This is a genomic window from Pseudomonas sp. ACM7 (assembly GCF_004136015.1).
Lineage (GTDB): Bacteria > Pseudomonadota > Gammaproteobacteria > Pseudomonadales > Pseudomonadaceae > Aquipseudomonas > Aquipseudomonas frigoris.
The window spans coordinates 4,972,895-4,994,534 of the sequence record NZ_CP024866.1 but is presented as its reverse complement, the minus strand read 5'-3'; the positions used below and the strand labels follow the sequence as shown (position 1 = coordinate 4,994,534).

General features: G+C 59.3%; 20 protein-coding genes and 5 tRNA genes. 9 read left to right on the top strand and 16 right to left on the bottom strand.

Annotated elements, in window-relative coordinates; translation table 11 throughout:
- On the top strand, positions 1–189 hold a 189-nt coding region (locus CUN63_RS31940), incomplete at its 5' end, for a hypothetical protein (protein ID WP_218570133.1).
- A gap of 150 nt (positions 190–339) precedes the next feature.
- Here CUN63_RS31940 and CUN63_RS23740 read toward each other — a convergent pair.
- The 10 genes from CUN63_RS23740 to gltX all read right to left on the bottom strand — a co-directional run bounded on the left by CUN63_RS23740 (position 340) and on the right by gltX (position 6,272).
- A complete protein-coding gene (locus CUN63_RS23740) occupies positions 340–786 on the bottom strand; it encodes an Hsp20 family protein (protein WP_129443003.1) in 447 nt (148 codons plus the stop codon).
- A gap of 121 nt (positions 787–907) precedes the next feature.
- Positions 908–1,867, bottom strand: coding sequence for a tRNA-dihydrouridine synthase (locus CUN63_RS23735; protein WP_129443001.1), 960 nt, complete (start codon positions 1,865–1,867; stop codon positions 908–910).
- A 50-nt stretch (positions 1,868–1,917) separates the two neighbouring features.
- Positions 1,918–2,355 carry a thioesterase family protein gene (locus CUN63_RS23730; RefSeq protein WP_123365482.1) on the bottom strand — a complete coding sequence of 146 codons (438 nt, stop codon included), beginning with the start codon at positions 2,353–2,355 and terminating at the stop codon, positions 1,918–1,920.
- 48 nt (positions 2,356–2,403) lie between these two features.
- A complete protein-coding gene (locus CUN63_RS23725; RefSeq protein ID WP_129442999.1) occupies positions 2,404–3,237 on the bottom strand; it encodes an alpha/beta fold hydrolase in 834 nt (277 codons plus the stop codon).
- A 31-nt stretch (positions 3,238–3,268) separates the two neighbouring features.
- Positions 3,269–3,808 (bottom strand): TetR/AcrR family transcriptional regulator, encoded by a 540-nt coding sequence (locus tag CUN63_RS23720; RefSeq protein ID WP_129442997.1) that lies wholly within the window; start codon positions 3,806–3,808, stop codon positions 3,269–3,271.
- 183 nt (positions 3,809–3,991) lie between these two features.
- Positions 3,992–4,067 (bottom strand) — tRNA-Glu (locus tag CUN63_RS23715).
- A gap of 80 nt (positions 4,068–4,147) precedes the next feature.
- A tRNA-Ala gene (locus CUN63_RS23710) sits at positions 4,148–4,223 on the bottom strand.
- Positions 4,224–4,276: 53 nt separating this feature from the next.
- Positions 4,277–4,352 (bottom strand) — tRNA-Glu (locus CUN63_RS23705).
- 79 nt (positions 4,353–4,431) lie between these two features.
- A tRNA-Ala gene (locus CUN63_RS23700) sits at positions 4,432–4,507 on the bottom strand.
- A gap of 283 nt (positions 4,508–4,790) precedes the next feature.
- Entirely contained in the window at positions 4,791–6,272 is a 1,482-nt protein-coding gene (gltX, locus tag CUN63_RS23695; protein ID WP_129442995.1) for a glutamate--tRNA ligase, read from the bottom strand.
- Between the two features lie 219 nt (positions 6,273–6,491).
- Here gltX and CUN63_RS23690 point away from each other — a divergent pair, with 219 nt between their 5' ends.
- Both CUN63_RS23690 and CUN63_RS23685 read left to right on the top strand, forming a co-directional pair.
- On the top strand, positions 6,492–7,541 hold the full coding sequence (locus CUN63_RS23690) for an HlyD family secretion protein (protein ID WP_129442993.1): 1,050 nt from the start codon (positions 6,492–6,494) through the stop codon (positions 7,539–7,541).
- Positions 7,531–9,081 carry an MDR family MFS transporter gene (locus CUN63_RS23685; RefSeq protein WP_129442991.1) on the top strand — a complete coding sequence of 517 codons (1,551 nt, stop codon included), beginning with the start codon at positions 7,531–7,533 and terminating at the stop codon, positions 9,079–9,081. The genes CUN63_RS23690 and CUN63_RS23685 overlap by 11 nt, the downstream gene beginning before the upstream one ends.
- A gap of 135 nt (positions 9,082–9,216) precedes the next feature.
- Here the strand turns inward: CUN63_RS23685 and uvrB are convergent, their stop codons facing one another.
- Positions 9,217–11,232: an excinuclease ABC subunit UvrB gene (gene uvrB, locus CUN63_RS23680; RefSeq protein WP_129442989.1), complete on the bottom strand. Its 2,016-nt coding sequence runs from the start codon at positions 11,230–11,232 to the stop codon at positions 9,217–9,219.
- A 337-nt stretch (positions 11,233–11,569) separates the two neighbouring features.
- Between uvrB and CUN63_RS23675 the strand changes: the two genes are divergently transcribed.
- Both CUN63_RS23675 and CUN63_RS23670 read left to right on the top strand, forming a co-directional pair.
- Positions 11,570–12,766, top strand: coding sequence for an amino acid aminotransferase (locus CUN63_RS23675; RefSeq protein WP_046047749.1), 1,197 nt, complete (start codon positions 11,570–11,572; stop codon positions 12,764–12,766).
- Between the two features lie 232 nt (positions 12,767–12,998).
- Positions 12,999–13,199 carry a hypothetical protein gene (locus tag CUN63_RS23670; protein ID WP_129442987.1) on the top strand — a complete coding sequence of 67 codons (201 nt, stop codon included), beginning with the start codon at positions 12,999–13,001 and terminating at the stop codon, positions 13,197–13,199.
- Here CUN63_RS23670 and CUN63_RS23665 read toward each other — a convergent pair.
- Positions 13,196–13,426, bottom strand: coding sequence for a hypothetical protein (locus CUN63_RS23665; RefSeq protein ID WP_033061947.1), 231 nt, complete (start codon positions 13,424–13,426; stop codon positions 13,196–13,198). The genes CUN63_RS23670 and CUN63_RS23665 overlap by 4 nt on opposite strands.
- A gap of 227 nt (positions 13,427–13,653) precedes the next feature.
- Between CUN63_RS23665 and CUN63_RS23660 the strand changes: the two genes are divergently transcribed.
- A tRNA-Asn gene (locus CUN63_RS23660) sits at positions 13,654–13,729 on the top strand.
- Positions 13,730–13,907: 178 nt separating this feature from the next.
- Here CUN63_RS23660 and CUN63_RS23655 read toward each other — a convergent pair.
- On the bottom strand, positions 13,908–15,425 hold the full coding sequence (locus tag CUN63_RS23655; RefSeq protein ID WP_129442985.1) for a nucleobase:cation symporter-2 family protein: 1,518 nt from the start codon (positions 15,423–15,425) through the stop codon (positions 13,908–13,910).
- 184 nt (positions 15,426–15,609) lie between these two features.
- On the opposite strand from CUN63_RS23655, the gene CUN63_RS23650 reads away from it, so the two are divergent.
- From CUN63_RS23650 to CUN63_RS23640, 3 genes are read left to right on the top strand one after another with little or no spacing between them, the layout of a single operon-like run.
- Entirely contained in the window at positions 15,610–16,071 is a 462-nt protein-coding gene (locus tag CUN63_RS23650; RefSeq protein ID WP_129442983.1) for a hypothetical protein, read from the top strand.
- The gene (locus CUN63_RS23645; RefSeq protein WP_129442981.1) at positions 16,068–16,640 is read left to right on the top strand and encodes a hypothetical protein; all 573 of its coding nucleotides are present in this window, start codon (positions 16,068–16,070) and stop codon (positions 16,638–16,640) included. Before CUN63_RS23650 ends, CUN63_RS23645 begins: the two co-directional genes overlap by 4 nt.
- A 9-nt stretch (positions 16,641–16,649) precedes the next feature.
- A complete protein-coding gene (locus tag CUN63_RS23640; RefSeq protein ID WP_129442979.1) occupies positions 16,650–17,135 on the top strand; it encodes a hypothetical protein in 486 nt (161 codons plus the stop codon).
- 3 nt (positions 17,136–17,138) lie between these two features.
- Here CUN63_RS23640 and CUN63_RS23635 read toward each other — a convergent pair whose 3' ends face one another.
- From CUN63_RS23635 to CUN63_RS23625, 3 genes are all read right to left on the bottom strand, one after another.
- Positions 17,139–17,966, bottom strand: coding sequence for an arylamine N-acetyltransferase (locus CUN63_RS23635; protein WP_129442977.1), 828 nt, complete (start codon positions 17,964–17,966; stop codon positions 17,139–17,141).
- Between the two features lie 111 nt (positions 17,967–18,077).
- A complete protein-coding gene (locus tag CUN63_RS23630; RefSeq protein WP_129442975.1) occupies positions 18,078–18,872 on the bottom strand; it encodes an exodeoxyribonuclease III in 795 nt (264 codons plus the stop codon).
- Between the two features lie 99 nt (positions 18,873–18,971).
- Entirely contained in the window at positions 18,972–21,542 is a 2,571-nt protein-coding gene (locus tag CUN63_RS23625; protein ID WP_129442973.1) for an EAL domain-containing protein, read from the bottom strand.
- Positions 21,543–21,640: the final 98 nt, after the last annotated feature.

Below are 21,640 nucleotides of genomic sequence, written 5' to 3'. Positions count from 1 at the left end.
CGCGCGACCTTCCTGCTTATGCCTGTCGGATCTACGTCGCAGCGTCCCGTGCAAGTATTGGGCTTTAGGGAAACACGCCCCTTTACCCCGCTGCGCCGCCTCTATCCGCTTGCTGTTCGTCAAGCCAGCATTTTGCCTCGGGCTTCCTTCAGATTCGCGGTCACCCGCGACACCCTTGCCTCTGGCTAACACTTCCCCTTGCCGGGTGTGTAGAGGACTTTCACCTCCAAGTCACCAGCGAGGCCACCACAGCCAAGCTGGTTGCGCTTGCGCGCAACGCGCCATGCCTGGCGCACGTACAAAAAAGGGCGCCAGTGGCGCCCTTTTCATTGCTCTGCCTTAGTGCTGCAACGCTGGCTTTTGCGTCCCGTTGATCGGGATGCGTTTGGCTTTCGCCTCTTCCGGAATCACCCGCAACAGGTCGATGCTCAACAAACCGTTGCTCAGACCGGCGGCCTTGATTTCGATATGGTCCGCCAGACGGAAGGACAGTTTGAAGGCACGCTGTGCGATGCCTTGGTACAGATAAGTGACGCTTTCGCTCGCGTCACGTTTGCCGCCACTGATGGTCAGCACACCTTTTTCCACTTGCAGCTCCAGGTCTTCTTCCTGGAAGCCGGCGGCCGCTACGACGATGCGGTATTGGTCGTCGCCGTGTTTTTCCACGTTGTAAGGTGGGTAGGTGCTGCCTGGCTCGTTGCGCAGGGCGGTTTCGAACAGGTCATTGAAACGGTCGAAACCTACCGAGGAACGGAACAGTGGTGCCATGGAAAATGCAGTACTCATGATTCAAATCTCCTGAAACATATCAGCAAGTTTTTTTGTCTCCGCGACCCGAATTCGGCATCGCGTAATCCTTAAATAAGGACCGCTGATTGCTTTTCAAGAGATTATTTACAGATTTTTTTCAGGCTGCTGCGGACACCTGAAGACCCAGTAAACGCGAGACCTGATCCAGTTCGGTCTCACGACGCAGCACTGTGAACAGCTCGACCGCTTCGGGATAATTGCGGGTCAGCATCGCCAGCCACTGCTTCAAGCGACCCGGCGATTGGCGTGGCGTCATCTGCGCCTTGGCTTGCAGCCAGAAGTCCTGAATCAGCGGCAGCAGCTCGGCCCAGGTCATCTCGACGACGTCCTCACCGGCCCGCGCCATTGCAATTTGCCGTGCCAGGTCCGGGCGCGAAACCAGCCCGCGGCCGAGCATGATGTCCTCGACGCCGCTGATCTCGCGGCAACGACGCCAGTCTTCGACGCTCCAGATATCGCCATTGGCGAACACTGGAACCTTGACCACATCCTGCACCCGCGGGATCCATTCCCAATGGGCTGGCGGCTTGTAGCCGTCAGTTTTGGTCCGCGCGTGAACCACGATGTGCGCCGCGCCACCTTCGGCCAGGGCCGTGGCACACACCAGCGCACCGTCCGGGCTGTCGAAGCCCAGGCGCATCTTGGCAGTCACCGGAATGTGCGCCGGAACGGCGCGACGGACATGTTCGACGATCTGGTTCAGCAGCTCAGGCTCTTTGAGCAGCACCGCACCGCCACGAGACTTGTTCACAGTCTTGGCCGGGCAACCGAAGTTCAGGTCGATGACCTCGGAACCCAGTTCGCAGGCCAGCGCGGCGTTTTCCGCCAGGCATACCGGATCGGAACCGAGCAGTTGCACCCGCAGCGGCACGCCGGACGCGGTGCGGGCGCCGGTCAACAGCTCCGGGCCGAACTTGTGGTAATAGGCAGGCGTGAGCAGTTGATCGTTGATCCGAATGAACTCGGTCACGCACCAATCGATACCGCCCACACGGGTCAGCACGTCCCGCAGGATGTTGTCGACCAACCCCTCCATGGGCGCCAAAGCAATTTGCATGAAAAACACACTCAACGAAAAACGTGCGGCAGTTTACTCGAAAGCGCCGATTAGATCGCGACTTGCAACGCAGGGCCGTAGCCCTCGATGAATTCCGCCGGCATGCGCTTGGGCTTGCCGGTCGACAGTTCGATGCAGACAAAGGTGGTTTGCGCCCGCAGCAACGTGGTGTTGTCGCTGGGGCGCTTCAACTGGAAGTGTCGGGTCATTTTCAGGCGTTGATCCCAATCGACGATCCAGGTCGCCAATTGCAACTCATCGCCTTCATAGGCGGCGGCCAGGTAATCGATCTCGTGCCGCACCACCGCCATCGCCCGATCCAGCCGACGATACTCGACCAGGTCCAGGCCAAGCCGCTGGGAGTGGCGCCAGGCACAGCGTTCGAGCCAGGTCACGTACACCGCGTTGTTCGCGTGACCCAGCCCATCGATGTCCTCTGCGCCGACTTCCAGATCAATGATAAATGGCGTTGCCCGATCCCAGCCCATGCCCCACTCCCGGTCAGAAAATTTTCACCGGGGCAGTGTAACGGATGCTCAGGCCGATTGGCGCGATTGCAGACTGCGACCGGCCAGCAGCGAGAGAACGCCTTCGATCACCCGAGGGTCAGCCAGTACTCGTTGATGACCACCCTCTTTCAGGCGCAGTAAACGGCTGTCGAACCAGGCTTCGTTGATCAGCTGCGATTCCTTGACCGGAACGTAGCAGTCGTCTTCGGCATGAACGATCAGGCCGGGCATGTCGAGTTGATAGTGCGCGACATCCAGCGCCGCAGCGCGCATGCCGACGTCTTTCTCGACCTGACGAATGAACGCCGAACGGGCTTTCGGTGGCAACCGCACGTAACGGGCGAAACCGCGCAACACGCCGAGAATCCGCGCCGGGGCAGCGATAGTGACCAGGGTTTCGGTACGCAAGCCCAACTGAACGGCGAGCATGGCACTGGCGCCACCCATGGAGTGGCCGATGACGGCTTGCAGCGGCGGCAACTCGGCAGCGGCTTCAAGCATGGCTCGGGCAAACAGCACGACGTTCGCTTCGTTGCCCGGTGAGCGACCGTGAGCCGGGCCGTCCAGAGCCACCACGGTGTAACCGGCATCGACCAGCGCGGTGATGAGGCTGGCAAACTGCGTTGGCCGACCCTCCCAACCATGCATCAGCAACACGGCCGGGCCCTGCCCCCAACGCAGTGCCGAGAGACCGAAGCGCAAGGTGATCCGCTCGGACTTCGCCAGCAGCGGCAATTCCCAATCACGCGGCGGCAGCTCGCGCGGCGTCATGAATGCCAGTCGCATTATGTTCGCAACCAGTTTTGGTGCGACCCAGCCCAAGGTGCCATTAACGCCACGAACCCACTTCAACGTGCTCATCGCTCTCACTCCTCAGGCAAACGCCTTTAGGTCACAGCACCGCAGACTTGGCGGCGCGCAGCAATCGATCGGACAATTCTCCTGGCCCCAACGCGCGAGCCAAAGCCAAACCACCGACCATCAAGGCCATGTCGGCCAAGGCTTTGTCGGTGTCTTCCGGGCTGGCCGCCAACTGCGCGACCATCATTTCCACATGCTCATTCAACGCCACGCGAAACGCGTCCGGCAGGCGCCCCAACTCACCGACAGAAGCCGGAATCGGGCAGGCTGACTCAGAGGAATCACGGTGTTTACGTGACAGATAAAACGCAGCAACCAACGCGCGACGCTCTTCTCCGGTCAATTCGACGTCCATGTCGGCGATCAAGCCACGGCGATGACCGAGCAGTTGCTTGAACGCTTCCAGCATCATCGCGTCCTTGCTTTCGAAGTGCGCGTAGAAGCCGCCGACGGTCAGGCCGGCCGCGCCCATCACTTCGCCCACGCTCGGTTCGGCCGGGCCGCGCTGAATCAGCGCAGCGCTGGCAGCCTTGAGGATGCGTTCGCGGGTTTGAGCTTTTTTATCGTTCATCGTTGCCTCCGAATATTACGACTAGAATATTATTCTCATAATAATTTTTCGCAAGTCGTGGATGTGACCGCTGGTCTGAAGAACAGTTTGAAAGAAATAGGGGATTTGGCCAAACGCCAGACAAACAAAAGGGCCATTCAAAAATTGAATGACCCTTATAAAATCCCGCAGAGCGGGTAATCGTGGCGTCCCCTAGGGGACTCGAACCCCTGTTACCGCCGTGAAAGGGCGGTGTCCTAGGCCACTAGACGAAGGGGACGCAAAACCTTCTATACAACTGATCAGTGCTGAGAGCTGATCGATTCAAGGCCGGTGTGGCCAGACCTTGAACTGTAAAATTGGTGGAGCTAAACGGGATCGAACCGTTGACCTCCTGCATGCCATGCAGGCGCTCTCCCAGCTGAGCTATAGCCCCGGATTTTTCGCCTCGCGGCGGAGCGACATCTTGCAACATCGCTTCTGTAAAACTGGCGTCCCCTAGGGGACTCGAACCCCTGTTACCGCCGTGAAAGGGCGGTGTCCTAGGCCACTAGACGAAGGGGACGCAAACCCTTCTATACAACAGATCAACGCTGAGTGTTGATCGCTTCAAGGCCGGTGTGGCCAGACCTTGAAGTGTAAATTGGTGGAGCTAGACGGGATCGAACCGTCGACCTCTTGCATGCCATGCAAGCGCTCTCCCAGCTGAGCTATAGCCCCTCATCGCTGAGGACGGGGCGAATCTTAATGGCGCATCGGAAAGCTGTCAAACTTATTTTTAAAATATTTCAAAGTTTTTTGCCGACATAACAATCACTTACCGCCCTCCCCCGTAAATCCGGGGATGTATCCGTTCCTGTAGCAGCTGCCGCAGGCTGCGTTCGAGTGCGTAGCGCTCGCGATTCGGCCACCCTGCCCTTTCAGACAGATTGTGTTGCTGCCATAAGGGGCTGCTGCGCAGCCCAACGCAGCCTTCGGCAGCTGCTACAGAGAACAGTGGGAATCAGGCGATGTTGCCCAAGAGTTTTTCCCACTCCTTGTTTTCCTTCTTCGACACGCCGCCCAGCAAGTCGATCGCCTGGCGCAGACGGAAACGGGTCAGGTCCGGACCCAGGATTTCCATCGCATCGAGCACCGAGACCGAACTGGCCTGGCCAGTGATCGCGGCAAACATCAGTGGCATGGCATCACGCAGCTTCAGCTCCAGGGATTCGACCACCGCTTGAATCGTTGCGGTGATGCTGTCCTTCTCCCACTGACGCAAGCTTTCCAGCTTCCACAGGATCAACTGCATCAACTGACGCACCTGATCGCCCGACAGCTTTTTGGATTCAAACAGTTTGGCGTCCGGGTTCACGCCACCGGCGAAGAAGAAACCGGCCAGAGGCGCGACCTGGCTGAAGGTTTCAACCCGACCCTGCACGTGCGGCGCGATCTTCATCATGTATTCAGGGTTCAACGCCCATGTTTGCAGGCGCGAAGCGAACTCTTCCACCGGCAGGTCACGCAGCCATTGGCCGTTGAGCCACGACAGTTTCTCGATGTCGAAAATCGGCCCGCCGAGGGAGACGCGGCTCAGGTCGAAGTGGTCGACCATTTCCTGCAGCGAGAACTTCTCGCGCTCGTCCGGCATCGACCAGCCCATGCGACCGAGGTAGTTGAGCATCGCTTCCGGCATGAAGCCCATGCGCTCGTAGAACGTCACCGAGGTCGGGTTCTTGCGCTTGGACAGCTTGCTCTTGTCCGGGTTACGCAGCAGCGGCATGTAGCACAGCTCCGGTTGTTCCCAGCCGAAGTATTCGTACAGCAGGATCAGTTTCGGTGCCGAGGGCAGCCATTCTTCGCCGCGCAGAACGTGGGTGATGCCCATCAGGTGGTCATCGACCACGTTGGCCAGGAAGTACGTCGGCAGGCCGTCGGTCTTCATCAGCACTTGCATGTCCATACGATCCCACGGGATCTCGACGTCGCCACGCAGCATGTCCGGCACCACGCAAACGCCTTCGCTCGGCACTTTCATGCGGATCACGTGCGGCTCGCCAGCGGCCAGGCGGGAAGCGACTTCTTCCTTGGACAGCAACAGCGCACGGCCGTCGTAACGCGGGGTTTCGCCGCGGGCCATTTGCTCGGCGCGCATCTGGTCGAGTTCTTCGGCCGTACAGAAGCACGGGAAAGCGTGGCCCTTTTCGACCAATTGCTGGCAGTACTTCTGATAGATGTCGCCACGCTCGCTCTGACGGTAAGGACCGTGCGGGCCGCCAACGTCCGGGCCTTCGCTCCAGTCGATACCCAACCAGCGCAGGGCGTCGAAAATCTGTTGTTCGGACTCGCGGGTCGAACGCAATTGGTCAGTGTCTTCGATCCGCAGGATGAACTCACCGCCGTGCTGCTTGGCAAAGCAGTAGTTGAACAAAGCGATGTAAGCGGTACCTACGTGGGGGTCCCCGGTAGGCGATGGCGCGATGCGAGTGCGGACGGTGGTCATGGCAAGTCTCGAAATGAAGATAAAACAAAGGGCGAATGGTAACAGGCGTTGCCCGCCCGGCTCCAGTGAGCAGGGCATTTAAGCCAAGGTTGCGTCTACAACGGGCTCCAGCCTTGGTGAATGGCCGATTATCAGCCGATGGCATTTACCCATCATTCGCTGTATGCCAGATTTGACCACTGATAACTTTCCTTACAATTTCTCGACTACAGTCTGCCCATGCCTGCCCAACTCAAGCGTCGCCTGTTTATTTTCCTGCTGCTCGCCCTGTTGATTGCCGGGGGCTTTTTCGCCCAGTGGTTCTTCAAGGGGCGATTCTATGAAAGCACCGACAACGCTTATGTCCAGGGCGAGATCACCCGCGTGTCGAGTCAATTGGGCGCGCGCATTGATCAGGTGCTGGTGCAGGACAACCAGCACGTCGAGAAAGGTCAGCTGCTGATCAAGCTCGAAGGCGATGACTTCCACCTCGCCGTCGACCGCGCCAACGCTACCCTCGCTACCCGCCAGGCCGAACGCCTGCAAGCCCAGAGCAAACTCACTCAGCAAGCCAGCCTGATTGCCGCCAGCGACGCGCAAGTTGCCTCCAGCCAGGCCAGCCTCGGTCGTTCGCAGATCGATTTGTCTCGCGCGCAAACCCTGCGCAAACCCGGCTATGTCTCGGAAGAACGGGTGACGACCCTCTCCGCCGACAACCACATCGCCCGCTCGCAAGTGACCAAGGCACAGGCAGACGCACAAAGTCAGCGCCAACAAATCAACTCCCTGGCCGCCGAGATCAAACGCCTCGACGCCATGATCGCCAACGCCAAAACCGATCTGGCCCAGGCCGAACTGAACCTGACCCGCAGCGAAATCCACGCGCCCATCAGCGGCCTGGTCGGCCAGCGCGCCGCCCGCGAAGGCCAGTACGTGCAGGCCGGCGCTTACCTGATGTCTATCGTTCCGGATCAGGACATCTGGATTCAGGCCAACTTCAAGGAAACCCAGATCGGCCGCATGCAGCCCGGCCAAACCGCCGAGCTGACTTTCGACGCCTACAGCAACACGCCCATCGAAGCACGAGTCGACAGCCTGTTTGCCGCTTCGGGTGCGCAGTTCAGCCTGCTGCCGCCGGACAATGCCACCGGCAACTTCACCAAAGTCGTACAACGGATTCCGGTAAAACTGACCTTCGCCGCGAACAACCCGCTGCAAGGCAAGATTCGTCCGGGCATGTCGGTCACCGCCAAAGTGAACATTAAAGACGCCCCTGACGATGGCCGGTGACCAACTGATCCGCCCGGTCGGCGAACCGACCCGGCGGGACTGGATCGCGGTAATGAGCGTGATGCTCGGCGCCTTCATGGCGGTGCTCGACATCCAGATCACCAACTCGTCGCTCAAGGATATTCAAGGCGCGCTGTCGGCGACCCTGGAAGAAGGCTCATGGATTTCCACCTCGTACCTGGTGGCGGAAATCATCATGATCCCGCTGACCGCGTGGCTGGTGCAGTTGCTCTCGGCGCGGCGGCTGGCGGTGTGGGTGTCCCTCGGGTTTCTCGCTGCTTCCCTGCTCTGTTCCATGGCGTGGAGCCTGGAGAGCATGATCGTCTTCCGTGCCTTGCAGGGCTTTACCGGCGGCGCGCTGATCCCTCTGGCGTTCACCCTGACGCTGATCAAACTCCCCGAACACCACCGCGCCAAAGGCATGGCGATGTTCGCCATGACCGCAACGTTCGCACCCTCCATCGGCCCGACCCTCGGCGGCTGGCTGACCGAGAATTGGGGCTGGGAATACATCTTCTACATCAACATTCCGCCGGGCCTGATCATGATCGCCGGTCTGATGTACGGCCTGGAGAAGAAAGAAGCTCACTGGGAGCTACTGAAAAGCACCGACTACCTGGGCATTCTCACGCTCGGCGTTGGCCTCGGTTGTTTACAGGTGTTTCTGGAGGAAGGCCATCGCAAGGACTGGCTGGAATCGAGCCTGATCGTAACCCTGGGCAGCATCGCGCTAGTCAGCCTGATCACCTTTGTGCTCGTGCAGACGTCCAAACCCAATCCGCTGATCAACCTCGGCATCCTGCGCAATCGCAACTTTGGTTTATCGAGTATTTCCAGTGTCGGGATGGGTGTCGGATTGTACGGTTCGATCTACCTGTTGCCGCTGTACCTGGCGCAGATCCAGAACTACAACGCCCTGCAAATCGGCGAAGTGATCATGTGGATGGGTGTACCGCAGCTGTTTCTGATTCCGCTGGTGCCGAAGCTGATGAAAGTCGTCTCGCCGAAATGGCTGTGCACGTTGGGTTTCGGGCTATTTGGATTGGCGAGTTTTTCATCGGGGGTGTTGAACCCGGACTTCGCCGGGCCGCAGTTCAATCAAATCCAGATCATCCGCGCACTGGGCCAGCCGCTGATCATGGTGACCATCTCATTGATCGCCACCGCCTACATCCTGCCGCAGGACGCGGGGTCGGCGTCGAGCCTGTTCAACATCCTGCGCAACCTCGGCGGCGCGATTGGCATCGCCCTCCTCGCCACGTTACTGGATGCGCGAACCAAGACTTACTTTGATTATTTACGTGAAGCGATTGTGCCGACCAACCCGCAGGTGGCCGAGCGCATGGCGTCGCTGACGGATCGGTTTGGCAGTGAGACGGCAGCGCTGGGCAAGCTCAGTGAAATCGCGCATCAGCAGGCGTCGATCATGGCTTACAACGATGCGTTTCACTTTGTCGGGATTGCGCTGGGGATCAGCATGCTGGCGGTGTTGCTGACCAAGGCGTTGCCGGCGGGATTGAAGGCTGGAGAAGCACACTAGCTGAAAATTGTGGTGTTTCGTCGGACGCCTTCGCGAGCAAGCCCGCTCCCACATTTGACCGCGTCCGGCCGGACAACTCGATCGAATGTGGGAGCGGGCTTGCTCGCGAAGAGGCCATAACAGCCACCGTAAGACTCAGACGGTGATCAACCGCTCACGCAACTTGCCAATCTCGTCGCGCATCTGCGCCGCGGCTTCGAACTCCAGGTCGCGGGCGAGTTGGTACATTTTCTCTTCCAGCGCCTTGATACGCTTGGCGATTTCGCCCGGTGAGCGCAGTTCGGCTTCGTACTTGGCGTTTTCCTCGGCAGCTTTGGCCATGCCTTTGCGCTTCTTGCTACGCGAACCCGGCACGGTGGCGCCTTCCATGATGTCGGCAACGTCCTTGAACACGCCCTTGGGCGTGATGCCGTTGGCCAGGTTGAAGGCGATCTGCTTGTCGCGACGACGCTCGGTCTCGCCAATCGCCCGCTCCATGGAACCGGTGATGCGATCCGCATAGAGAATCGCCCGACCATTGAGGTTGCGCGCCGCCCGGCCGATGGTCTGGATCAGCGAGCGTTCGGAACGCAGGAAGCCTTCCTTGTCCGCATCGAGGATCGCCACCAGCGAGACTTCCGGCATGTCCAGGCCTTCACGCAGCAGGTTGATCCCCACCAGCACATCGAAGGTGCCCAAACGCAGATCGCGGATGATTTCGACCCGCTCCACGGTGTCGATGTCCGAGTGCAGATAACGCACCCGTACGCCGTGGTCGGCCAGGTAATCGGTCAAGTCTTCGGACATCCGTTTGGTCAGCGTGGTGACCAGCACCCGCTCTTCCAGCGCTACGCGCTTGCCGATCTCCGAAAGCAAATCGTCGACCTGGGTCAACGCCGGGCGGATTTCGATTTGCGGGTCCACCAGGCCAGTCGGGCGGACCAGTTGCTCGACTACGCGACCGGCGTGCTCCGCCTCGTAATTGCCCGGTGTGGCCGAGACAAAGATTGTCTGCGGGCTGATGCTTTCGAACTCGTCAAAGCGCATCGGCCGGTTATCCAGGGCGGACGGCAGACGGAAACCGTATTCCACCAGCGTCTCTTTACGCGAACGGTCGCCCTTATACATGGCGCCGACCTGCGGCACGCTGACGTGGGATTCGTCGATCACCAGCAAGGCGTCAGCCGGCAGGTAGTCAAACAAAGTCGGCGGCGCCTGGCCGGATTCGCGGCCCGACAGGTAGCGCGAGTAGTTTTCAATGCCGTTGCAGTAACCCAGTTCGAGGATCATCTCCAGGTCGAAACGGGTGCGCTGCTCCAGGCGCTGGGCCTCAACGAGTTTATTGTTGGAGCGCAGGTAGTCCAGGCGCTCCTGCAACTCGACTTTGATCCCTTCGACGGCACCCAGCAGGGTTTCTCGCGGGGTCACGTAGTGGCTTTTCGGATAGAACGTAAACCGCGGCAACTTGCGGATCACTTCGCCGGTCAGCGGATCGAAGGCGGACAGGCTCTCGACTTCGTCATCGAACAGCTCGATGCGGATCGCTTCGAAATCGGATTCCGCCGGATGGATATCGATCACATCGCCGCGGACCCGAAAGGTCGCACGGGCAAACTCCATGTCGTTGCGGGTGTACTGCAAGTCAGCCAAGCGACGCAGCAATGCACGCTGATCGAGCTTGTCGCCGCGATCCACGTGCAACACCATCTTCAAATAGGTTTCCGGACTGCCCAGACCGTAGATGCACGACACCGTGGTGACGATGATCGCGTCTTTGCGCTCCAGCAGCGCCTTGGTCGCGGACAGCCGCATTTGCTCGATGTGGTCGTTGATCGAGGCGTCTTTCTCGATGAACGTATCCGATGACGGCACATAGGCTTCGGGCTGGTAGTAGTCGTAATACGAAACGAAGTATTCGACCGCGTTGTTCGGGAAGAACGCCTTGAACTCACCGTACAACTGCGCGGCCAGGGTCTTGTTCGGCGCCAGCACCAGGGTCGGACGCTGAATCTGGGCGATCACATTGGCGATACTGAAGGTCTTGCCCGAGCCGGTCACACCGAGCAACGTCTGGTGCGCCAGCCCGGCTTCGATGCCCTCGACCATCAGGCGGATGGCTTCCGGCTGATCGCCGGCGGGCTCGAAGCGGGTGACTAGCTGGAATTCAGACATGAAAAACCTCTGGGTTCGCGCCTGTCCGGGCGAACCGGGCAGCAACGGGAAAGACCGCAAACGACCGATGTCGCCCGAGGAAAAAACTGGATTGCGTTCAATGTGGAGCCGATTGCCCGCGCTTTCAAGGCAAACGTCCTACATCGGGTAAAACCTTTGACGATGCCAATCGACTAACGGTCAAGAAATAATCGGAAAAACTTACCGTAAAAGCCGAATCGTCTGTCGCCATCAATCGCAGATGGCCTCTATACTAGCTCCCCGTTTGTGCACCGCTCTAGTGCATTCGGCTGGAGCGCGACACGTCCCTCCACTTTCCATTCAGAGCCGCCGCAAAATGAGCCTGTTCTCCGCTGTCGAAATGGCACCACGCGATCCAATCCTGGGCCTCAACGAAGCATTCAACGCCGATACCCGTACCAACAAAGTCAACCTGGGGGTCGGTGTTTACTGCAACGAGGAGGGGCGAATTCCACTCCTGCGCGCCGTTGTCGAAGCCGAGACGATTCGCGTCGCTCAACACGCTTCCCGTGGCTACTTGCCAATCGACGGTATTGCCGCCTACGACCAGGCCGTGCAGAAACTGCTGTTTGGCAATGACTCGCCACTGATCGCCGCTGGCCGCGTCATCACCACCCAAGCCGTTGGCGGGACTGGCGCACTGAAAATCGGTGCCGACTTCCTCAAGCAACTGCTGCCGAATGCCGTCGTGGCGATCAGCGACCCGAGCTGGGAAAACCACCGCGCGCTGTTCGAAACGGCCGGTTTCCCGGTGCAGAACTACCGTTACTACGACGCCGCGACCCACGACGTGAACCGTGTTGGTTTGCTGGAAGATTTGAACGCTCTGCCGTCCGGTTCCATCGTTGTCCTGCACGCTTGCTGCCATAACCCGACCGGCGTGGACTTGAGCCCGGCGGACTGGAATAACGTACTGGACGTGGTGAAAGCCAAAGGTCACGTACCGTTCCTCGACATGGCCTACCAGGGCTTTGGCGATGGTATCGACGAAGACGCCGCTGCGGTGCGTCTGTTCGCTGAATCGGGCCTGACCTTCTTTGTCTCCAGCTCGTTCTCCAAATCCTTCTCGTTGTACGGCGAGCGCGTGGGCGCCCTGTCGATCGTCAGCGAATCGAAAGAAGAAAGCGCGCGCGTGCTGTCGCAAGTCAAACGCGTGATCCGCACCAACTACTCCAACCCGCCGACCCACGGTGCAAGCATCGTCGCCGCTGTACTGAACAGCCCGGAACTGCGCGCTCAGTGGGAAGAAGAACTGGCTGAAATGCGTCTGCGGATTCGCGGCATGCGCATTCAGATGGTTGAGCAGTTGGCGAAGCAAGCTCCACAGCGTGATTTCAGCTTCGTCGGTCGTCAGCGCGGCATGTTCTCCTACTCCGGCCTGACGGTTGAGCAAGTGACCCGCCTGCGCAGCGAGTTCGGTATCTACGCCCTGGACACCGGCCGCATCTGCGTCGCCGCGTTGAACCAGAGCAACATCGACGTTGTGACCAAGGCCATCGTTGCGGTGATCTGAGTCGTCGAGCGGTAAAAAAACGGGAAGCCCTTGGGCTTCCCGTTTTATTTGCCTCAGATAATTCCCAGCGCAGCGAACGACCGCTCTAGACTGCACGCAGATCAAATGTGGGAGCGGGCTTGCTCGCGAAAGCGGCCGATCAGTCACATTGATGCTGAATGTGCCGCCGCCTTCGCGAGCAAGCCCGCTCCCACAAGGTTTTATGTACACCCGAGAATTTTTGAGAGCCGACATGAAAAACGATGACCTACGCGCCGACCGAGATGAGCTGGACCACTTCGTGCCTCGCACCCCGGCCAAACGCAGTAACAACCTGGTGATGCAAGTCGCTGCCGGCGTGTTTCTCGGCGGCCTAGCCTTGTGGCTGGTGCAGCTGACCGCAACGATTCTGTACGCCAAATTGATGGTCGCCACCGTCACCTTCGGCGGTTAGGCCAGTTCGGTTGCGCGCTGGCTGGCAGCGTCGTCATAGGCAACGTAGAGCGATTCGGCGACCTGGCTTTTGATGGCCTTGGCGCTTTCCAGGCCCAATACAAAACCTTCCGCCTTGCCACCGGCACGGTTCAATTCGTCAGCGGTGCTGGCCTGAGTGATTGCGTCGAACAGTTTTTCGGCGTGAGGGCCGACGCCTTTGGGCAGGCTGATCTGAGCGATGCTCATGCGAACACCCCGTTGTGACGAGGTGTGATGGTTGGGTGATTCATGGCGCGTACCTTTTCGGCGAATGGCCGGCAGCGCGTGTAACCACTTCCGGGCCGCCATGGTAGACCTCTGAGGAGATTCTGGTAACCGCCCACGGTCGATAAACCACCGTCCGTCCCCATGAACCCGCCAAATTGCTAACAGGTGCTTGACTTCTCTTTTTGAATCAGTAACATACACGTCATTCCGCGATAGCTCAGTTGGTAGAGCAAGTGACTGTTAATCACTGGGTCCCTGGTTCGAGTCCAGGTCGTGGAGCCAGACAGCAATATCGAAAAGCCCCTGAATCGAAAGGTTCAGGGGCTTTTTTGTGGCCAAAAGATCGCAGCCTCGTTTCACTCGACAGCTCCTACAGAGAATTGCGTTCCACTGTAGGAGCTGTCGAGTGAAACGAGGCTGCGATCTTTTGATCTACCAGCCTTTTAAGCGAATACAACTGTCAGACATGCTCACTGCTTTTGGCATGAGCCGCTCGATGCTCGCTCGACTCATGGTCCGCCTCCACCACCGGAATCTCATTCCCGTCGCAGTCACGCAGTTTGCCTTCGCTGAAATAATCCCCTTCGCGCAACGCTGCCAGATGCTGATAACGCAGAACGCGCTCAGTACCGGCCGCGAACACCGACTGCTGATCGGAGTTACCGGCAGTGAGGTGGTTGAAGGTCAGGTTCAGCACGATGGCCATGATCGCCGAGGAGCTGATGCCCGAATGGAAGATCGTGGCGAACCAGCTTGGGAAGTGGTCGTAGAAGTTCGGCGCAGCGATGGGGATCATGCCGAAGCCGATGGAGGTGGCGACAATGATCAGGTTGACGTTGTTGCGGTAGTCGACCTTGGACAGCGTACGAATACCGCTGGCCGCCACGGTGCCGAACAGCACGATACCGGCACCGCCGAGGACAGAAGTCGGTACAGCGGCGATGACACGGCCCATAAACGGCAGCAAACCGAGGACTACCAGAAACAAACCGCCGGTAGCCACCACGAAGCGGCTCTTGATCCCGGTCACCGCCACCAGCCCGACGTTCTGGGCGAAGGCACTTTGGGTGAAGGAGCCGAAGATCGGCGCGATCATGCTCGACAGCATGTCGGCGCGCAGGCCGTTGCCCAGTCGTTTGGAGTCGACCTTGGTGCCGATGATTTCACCCACCGCCAGGATGTCAGCCGAGGTTTCCACCAGGGTCACCATGACCACAATGCACATCGACAGGATCGCGGCGAAATGGAAGGTCGGCATGCCAAAGTGGAACGGTGTCGGGAAGCCGAACATCGGGCCTTGAGTGACGGACGAGAAATCCGCCATGCCAAGGAACACCGCGATCACCGTGCCGATAACCATGGCCAACAGGATCGACAAACGAGAGATGGTCGCGCTGCCAATCTTGCTCAACAGCAAAACCAGCACCAGCGTCACCGCCGCCAGACCAATGTTCGCCATACTGCCGAAGTCCGGGGCATGGCTGTTGCCGCCCATGGCCCAGCGTGCAGCGACTGGCATCAGCGTCAGGCCGATGGTGGTGATCACAATGCCCGTGACCAGCGGCGGGAAAAACTTGGTGATTCGCGAGAACACCGGCGTGATCAGCAGGCCGATCAACGACGCGGCAATCACCGCCCCGAGAATCGATTGAAACCCGCCCTCCCCGCCACTGCTGACAATCGCCACCATCGTCGCGACACCAGAGAACGACACGCCCTGTACCAGCGGCAATTGGCAGCCGAAAAACGGTAAACCCAGCGTTTGCAGTAATGTCGCCAAGCCCCCCGCAAACAGGGAAGCAGCAATCAACAAACCGATGTCCGCCGGTGAGAGCCCGGCCGCCTGGCCGATGATCAAAGGCACCGCGACGATGCCGCCGTACATGGTCAGAACGTGTTGCAGGCCGTAAGCCATATTCGCGCCGATCCCGAGATTTTCGTCCTCAGGCCGCTGGTGTGAAACATGGGGCGTTTTCATGGTTGGGGGGTTCCCTGGTTTTTGTTATGCGCACACTGTATGCAACACTCAGGACAAATGTCTATAGAGTTGTATACAACTAATCAGTCAAATTATGGACACATAGCCATTCCACACTAGAGACTTGCGCCGCACCTTCCCTGATAAACTCTGCCGCTCCGCACCCTGGCGGACAATTACGGACATGGAAGCCGCCACCTTGAATGATCGCTCAGCACTCGAACACCTTACCCAGATCCTGCCCCTGACCTTTGGCGCGTTTTGCACCGTGGTCGCCGTGCAAGCCCTGGCCATTGCCCTGCCCTATGCCATGGATTCCCCTGATCTGGAGATTGGCCTCTGGGTTGGCGTCGGCGTCTTTTTGCCTTTTTTGGTCGGTGGCGTGTTCTTTGGCGTGGTGCCCGTGCTCGTGGGTTTCACGCCGCTGTACGCCTGGCTCAGCGCCAAGGGTTACGCCAACTGGGTGACTGGCGTGTTGGCTGGGGTGGCGATCGCCGGACTGGTCTGTCTTCACCCTAAATGGCGGTTGCTGTGGATGTTCTGGCTAATCGATGGCGCGGCAGTCGGGCTGATCACCCACTGGGCGTGGCGCCGAGTCCAGAAAATCCAGCGTGACGCAACATCCCGGGCCCTCTCACGACCATGAACACCGTGGAGCGATTTACCCTTTGGCGGCCTGAAGACCCCGACGACCCGAGCCCCGACACATCACCGGTGATCATCGACGGCCACCGCTCAGCGCTGGTCATTTCTGGTCGCACGCTGCTGCGCCAATACGAAACCGCGTCCGGCTATCTGTTGGTGACCGACTTCGATTGCCCCTTTGAAGAAGCCGTGTGCTTTTCGCTGATCAGTAAAGACCTTCAAAGCGTATTGGGCGAACACCTCGTCGGATGCCTGTACAGCTCGTACTATCTGGCAGAGCTGGTATGGCTGGACGAGGTACACTTTTTCGCGACCTTCGCCGGCCTGGTCGATTACCGGTTTTACTTCACGATCGCCAGTTCGGCATTCCCTGGATTTACCCGAGACTGGGTGTGGCGTGCAGGCGCTTTCATCCCAAGAGCGGAACGTGGCGGCGGGATATTCGTTAAAACGCGAGCCAGCGAGACTCTTAACCGGCAGCCCCTTGAAGCCAAAATCTCCCGGCAACATGACGCAAGGCAAGACGTGCACTACCTTGATAGAGGTACGCTCTCACTGAGACCACGATAGGACATCGACATGAGCAAGGCTGACCAACTCGCCGCGAAACTGAAGCAAACCCAGCAGTCCAGTGCCGACGAGACACTCTGTGCAGATCACCAAATAGACAGCTGGCCTGCGCAGGTTTACGACCTGTACCACCTCATCGAAGCCTGGCTGGCGCCGCTCAGCGAAGCCGGGCTGAACATCCGGCGAGTACCGACGCACGTCTTCGAGCGTCATCCTGACGGTGCGACCTACGACTACGCCATCGACCAGTTACTGATTGAAGGCAACCACCACAGCATCACCTTCGACCCCGTCGCTCGTTTCACCGAGGATGGTGCCGGACGGGTCGAGATCCGCACCCAAGGGAAAACACTCTCGATGCTGCGAACCGTGAGCGAACACGGCGAGACGCAGTGGTGGCTGCAAGCGATCGATCAATCCGGGCAACAGCCGGATGCGATTGCCATGACCGAAGACAATCTGCTGTCAGTGGTGCAGGAGGGACTGCAGCTGTGAGGCTCAGGGCTGTTGAATCAGCCCTTCAATAACCCTGCGCAACGCCGCCTCCCGCGGCACCCGAATGTCGAATTCGCTGCGCAACAAACCCATCAATTCATCCACATCCGTCACCTGCCGCCGTTCAGTCTCACTGCCGATCCGATGAATCGCAAAACTGCCGTTGTTCAGCGTGCGGCGCCACCCTTCGCCGGTGCGCGCCACCATCAACTGTCTGGCGAACGACGATTCGGGATGAGTCGAGACATACCAGTTGCCGACGGCGTAATCGATGTCTTCCTGGCGCTGCAAGTCGAAAATGTACATCGCCCGCCATTCGCCGCCGACGTTGGCGCGCAGGGTGTAGCCATCCTCGTGCTGTTCGATGCGATAGGGTTCGTGAGGTGTGAACTGTTCAGCCGAGGTATCGAGCATCAGCGGTGCGGTGGGCACCATGCCGCCGAAGCCGACGTCGGTGATGTAGCGCACGCCGTCCAGGGTTACCAGGCTCAAGCGGTGTGTACGGGCGGTCCATGCGCCTTCGGGTTGGCCCATGACCACTCGGCCGGAGATGCCGCGAGCTTCAAAGCCCAGCGCCTGGAGCAAGGCCAGGAACAGGTTGTTGAGTTCGTAGCAGTAACCGCCGCGGCCATCGTGCAGGACCTTTTGTTCGATGGACGGCAAGTCAATAAGCACCGGCTGACCCGACAACGTGCTGAGGTTTTCGAACGGGAAGACGCCGGTGTGGCGCAGTTGAAGTTGGCGCAGGGTTTCCAGGGTCGGCGCCGGAGGCGCGTCGAAGCCCAGGCGTTGCAGGTACAACGCAAGATTGCTCAGGTGTGGCTCGCTCATTGCTCAGTCCTTATGCAGGGGCCGCGGATTTCTCCGCCGATGGGCGCCATGTATAAGGGAAAAAGCGGTTCAACTGACAATTGATTTAGCCAATCGGCGCACACGTAAAGATCAACGCCGCTTGCGCGAACTCAACCGAATCCACGTCGGCGCATGATCGCTCGCATGCGGCTCGTTGCGAACCCAGGCATCGACTCCGGCCTCGTGCAGATAAGGGCTCAGCGCCGGGTTAAGCAACAGATGATCGATGCGCAGCCCTGAGTTCTTTTGCCAGTGCTGGCGAAAATAATCCCAGAAGGTATAGAGCCGATCCTCTGGATACAGATGGCGCAAGGAATCGGTCCAGCCCTGAGCCAGCAGGCGCTGATAACACTCGCGGCTTTCAGGTTGCAGCAACGCATCCTTCAGCCAGGATCGCGGGTTGTAGATGTCGAGGTCGGTGGGCACCACGTTGTAGTCACCGGCCAGGACCACGGGATGCTCACTGGCCTGAAGCGTCTGCGCGTAGTGGATCAGCCGTTCGAACCACGCCAGCTTGTAATCGAACTTCGGCCCCGGCTGCGGGTTGCCGTTGGGCAGGTACAGGCAGCCCACCAGAATCCCGTGCACGGCGGCCTCCAGATACCGGCTATGGGTGTCGCTGTCATCGCCCGGCAGGCCTCGACGACTCTCCAGCGGCTGAGCATCCCGCGCCAGAATCGCCACGCCGTTCCACGAAGACTGACCTTGCCAGATCGCGCCGTAGCCAGCGGCCTCAAGCTCGGCGGCGGGGAAAGCACTGTCGACCGACTTGAGTTCCTGTAAACACGCAATGTCCGGCCGCTCTCGCTCCAGCCAGGCCAACAAGTTCGGCAGTCGGGCGCGCATGCCGTTGACGTTGAATGTCGCGATTTTCAGGTTCTTCATGTTCCAACGCTCGCAACGCAGGGTCGATATCCAGTTGTGACCGGGGGTGCGTCCCGGCAGTTGCCTCTACGAGCGAGTCAGGCGACTAAAGGCACGCCCCTACACTGGAAACTCGTCATGCGACGCCTTGAGCAATGGCAGCAACGCCTGCTTTTCCATAGGCCGACTCAAGTAGAAACCCTGCACCTCATTGCACTGGTCCGAGACCAGGAAGTCCAGTTGCTCCAGGGTCTCGACGCCCTCTGCCGTCACGGTCAGGCCCATGGCTTTGCCCAGGTTGATGATCGCCTGCACCACGGCGCGATCATTGCCGCCGCCGCTCATGGACGAGATGAAACGCTTGTCGATCTTGATCCCGTCGAACGGGTACGTGCGCAAGTAACCCAGGGACGAATAGCCGGTACCGAAGTCGTCCATGTTCAACCGCACACCCAGTTCCTTGAGCGCATTCATGGTCGCCAACGCGCCATCCACATCGATGAGCATCACGTTTTCGGTGATCTCCAGCTCCAGCCGACTGGCCGGTAAACGGGTCTGGATCAATGCCTCCCTGACGTCCTCCACCACATCGCTGCGGGCAAATTGCACAGGCGACAAATTGACCGACACCATCAACGCACCGGGCCAGGTCAGGGCCGTTTCACAGGCTTCGCGCAACACCCAGCGCCCCAAAGGCACGATCAGGTCAGTCTGCTCGGCCAAAGGGATAAACTCGTCGGGGCTCAGCAGCCCCTGTTCCGGATGCTGCCAGCGCAGCAACGCTTCCACCGAAACCACCTGCTTGCCGCCCATGTTGTAGCGCGGCTGGTAATGCATCACGAACTCGTTGTTCTTGATCGCCCGGCGCAGGTCGTTTTCCAGTTGCCGACGATGCTGGATCTGATCGTTCATGTGCGGCGAAAAGTAGCACCAGGTCTTCTTACCGTTGGATTTAGCCTGATACAGCGCAATGTCGGCACACCGGATCAGCTCATTGGGAATGTGACCCTGACGCCGACTCAAGGCGACACCGATGCTCGCGCCGATGTGCAGCGTGTGATGCTCGTAATGAATCGGCTGCTGCAGGCTCTCGAGCAAACGCTCGCAGAACCGGTCGATTTCGGCGTGACTGTCCATGCCGTTGAGCACCAGCACAAACTCATCACCACCGAGCCGGGCGACCAGATCGATGTCCCGCGTGCACTCGCGCAATCGGGTGGCCACTTCCAGCAGTACGGCGTCGCCAGCCGGGTGGCCAAGGGAGTCGTTGATCGGCTTGAAGTTATCCAGATCGATCATCAACAGCGCCAGTGCCGCCGAATGCCCTTTCTGCGCCAAGGCCTCGTCGAGGTAACGCGCCAGTTTGTTGCGATTCGGCAGCCCCGTCAGGGCATCATGCAACGACAGATGCTGGATCTGGGCATGGGCGGCGACTTCATCGGTGATGTCGCTGGCCGTTCCGCGATAGCCCAGCACCGCGCCCTTGCGATGGATGGGTCGTGCCGAAACCCGGCAAATACGCTGTTGTCCCGACTGATCGCGATAGGAGCAGCGCAAATGGCTGACGGGCTGTTCTTCATTGAGCTTATGCAGCCACAGCGACAAGGACAGCGTATCGCAATTGAGCAGTTGCCCGATGTCCTGCCCGATCCATTGCTGATCGGAATAACCGGTGACGGTGGCGAAACGTCCTGACAGATAAGAGAGGCAATGCTTGTCGTCGATTTCCCAGATCCAGTCGGAAGCGGCCTCAGCCACGGCACGAAATCGCTCTTCACTGGCCTCCAGCGCCTGGTTCGATAAATCGAGGCTGGTGTAGCTGGCATCCACGTGCCCGGACGTGCGCAAGACATACCGGAAGAAATAAGCTGTTAACAACGCCAGCACCAACAGCGCGCCGCCCAATGGCGGCAGCAGCGACCAGAGCAACTGGTGACCCGGTTGCTCAAGTCGGGAAACCAGGCTGTAGCCGGTGTCCGCCATTGCCACGGCTGGCCTGTCGGGCGAGATGGCGTTATCAGGCGTCAGGTTTAAATCATGCAAACCGTAATCGGCGCTCAGGACGCTGAGCTTGTCAGGGCTTAATTGGTCGACGAACACCAGCACCGAGGTGCTTTGAGGATCGACCGCCGGCCTTTCGTCATTGGGGACGATCGCGGCAGCCGTCAGCAATGCCGGTTTGCCCTCGAACAGCGTGAACTGGCTGACGGGTTCAATGAGGCTTTCCTGACTCTGGACTGCCTGTATCAGCGTCGCCATCGATGCCGAAAGATAGGTGGTCGCCGCCTCCTGCACCTGAAGCCCGCGCACCACTGCGTATTTGGTTTGCTGATGATCGACCACGAAGACGCCATCGTAGTGATCGATGCGGAACAAGGTTTTGCCCAGGTTCTGCTCGATGTAGGCCCATTGCACATCGACCTGGCCGTTCAAATGGTCGTAGGCGGTCGTCCAGTTTGCATAACTGGCGACGTAGCTTTTCGAGGCGGTGATGCGGTTTTCCAGCGCACGCTGGGTGTAGAAAGTGGTCTTGGCCAGCTCCTGGGCGTCCAGCCTCCCGGCAATGTTGAACAAGGCCAACAGGGCGATCAGCACACCCAGGACAAACAGCAAGCCGATGACAAACACCAGGTTGCGGGTTATCGGCGTATGACGGGGAGCGGCGACGGTGGTAACAGCGTTCATATCCATGCACTTGATCCTGTCAATCGATTGCCTGATCGGGATGCGACGCTCGCAATGCTTTTTACCAGGGCACTCGCCGAACGCTTACTGAACATAGCAGCCAT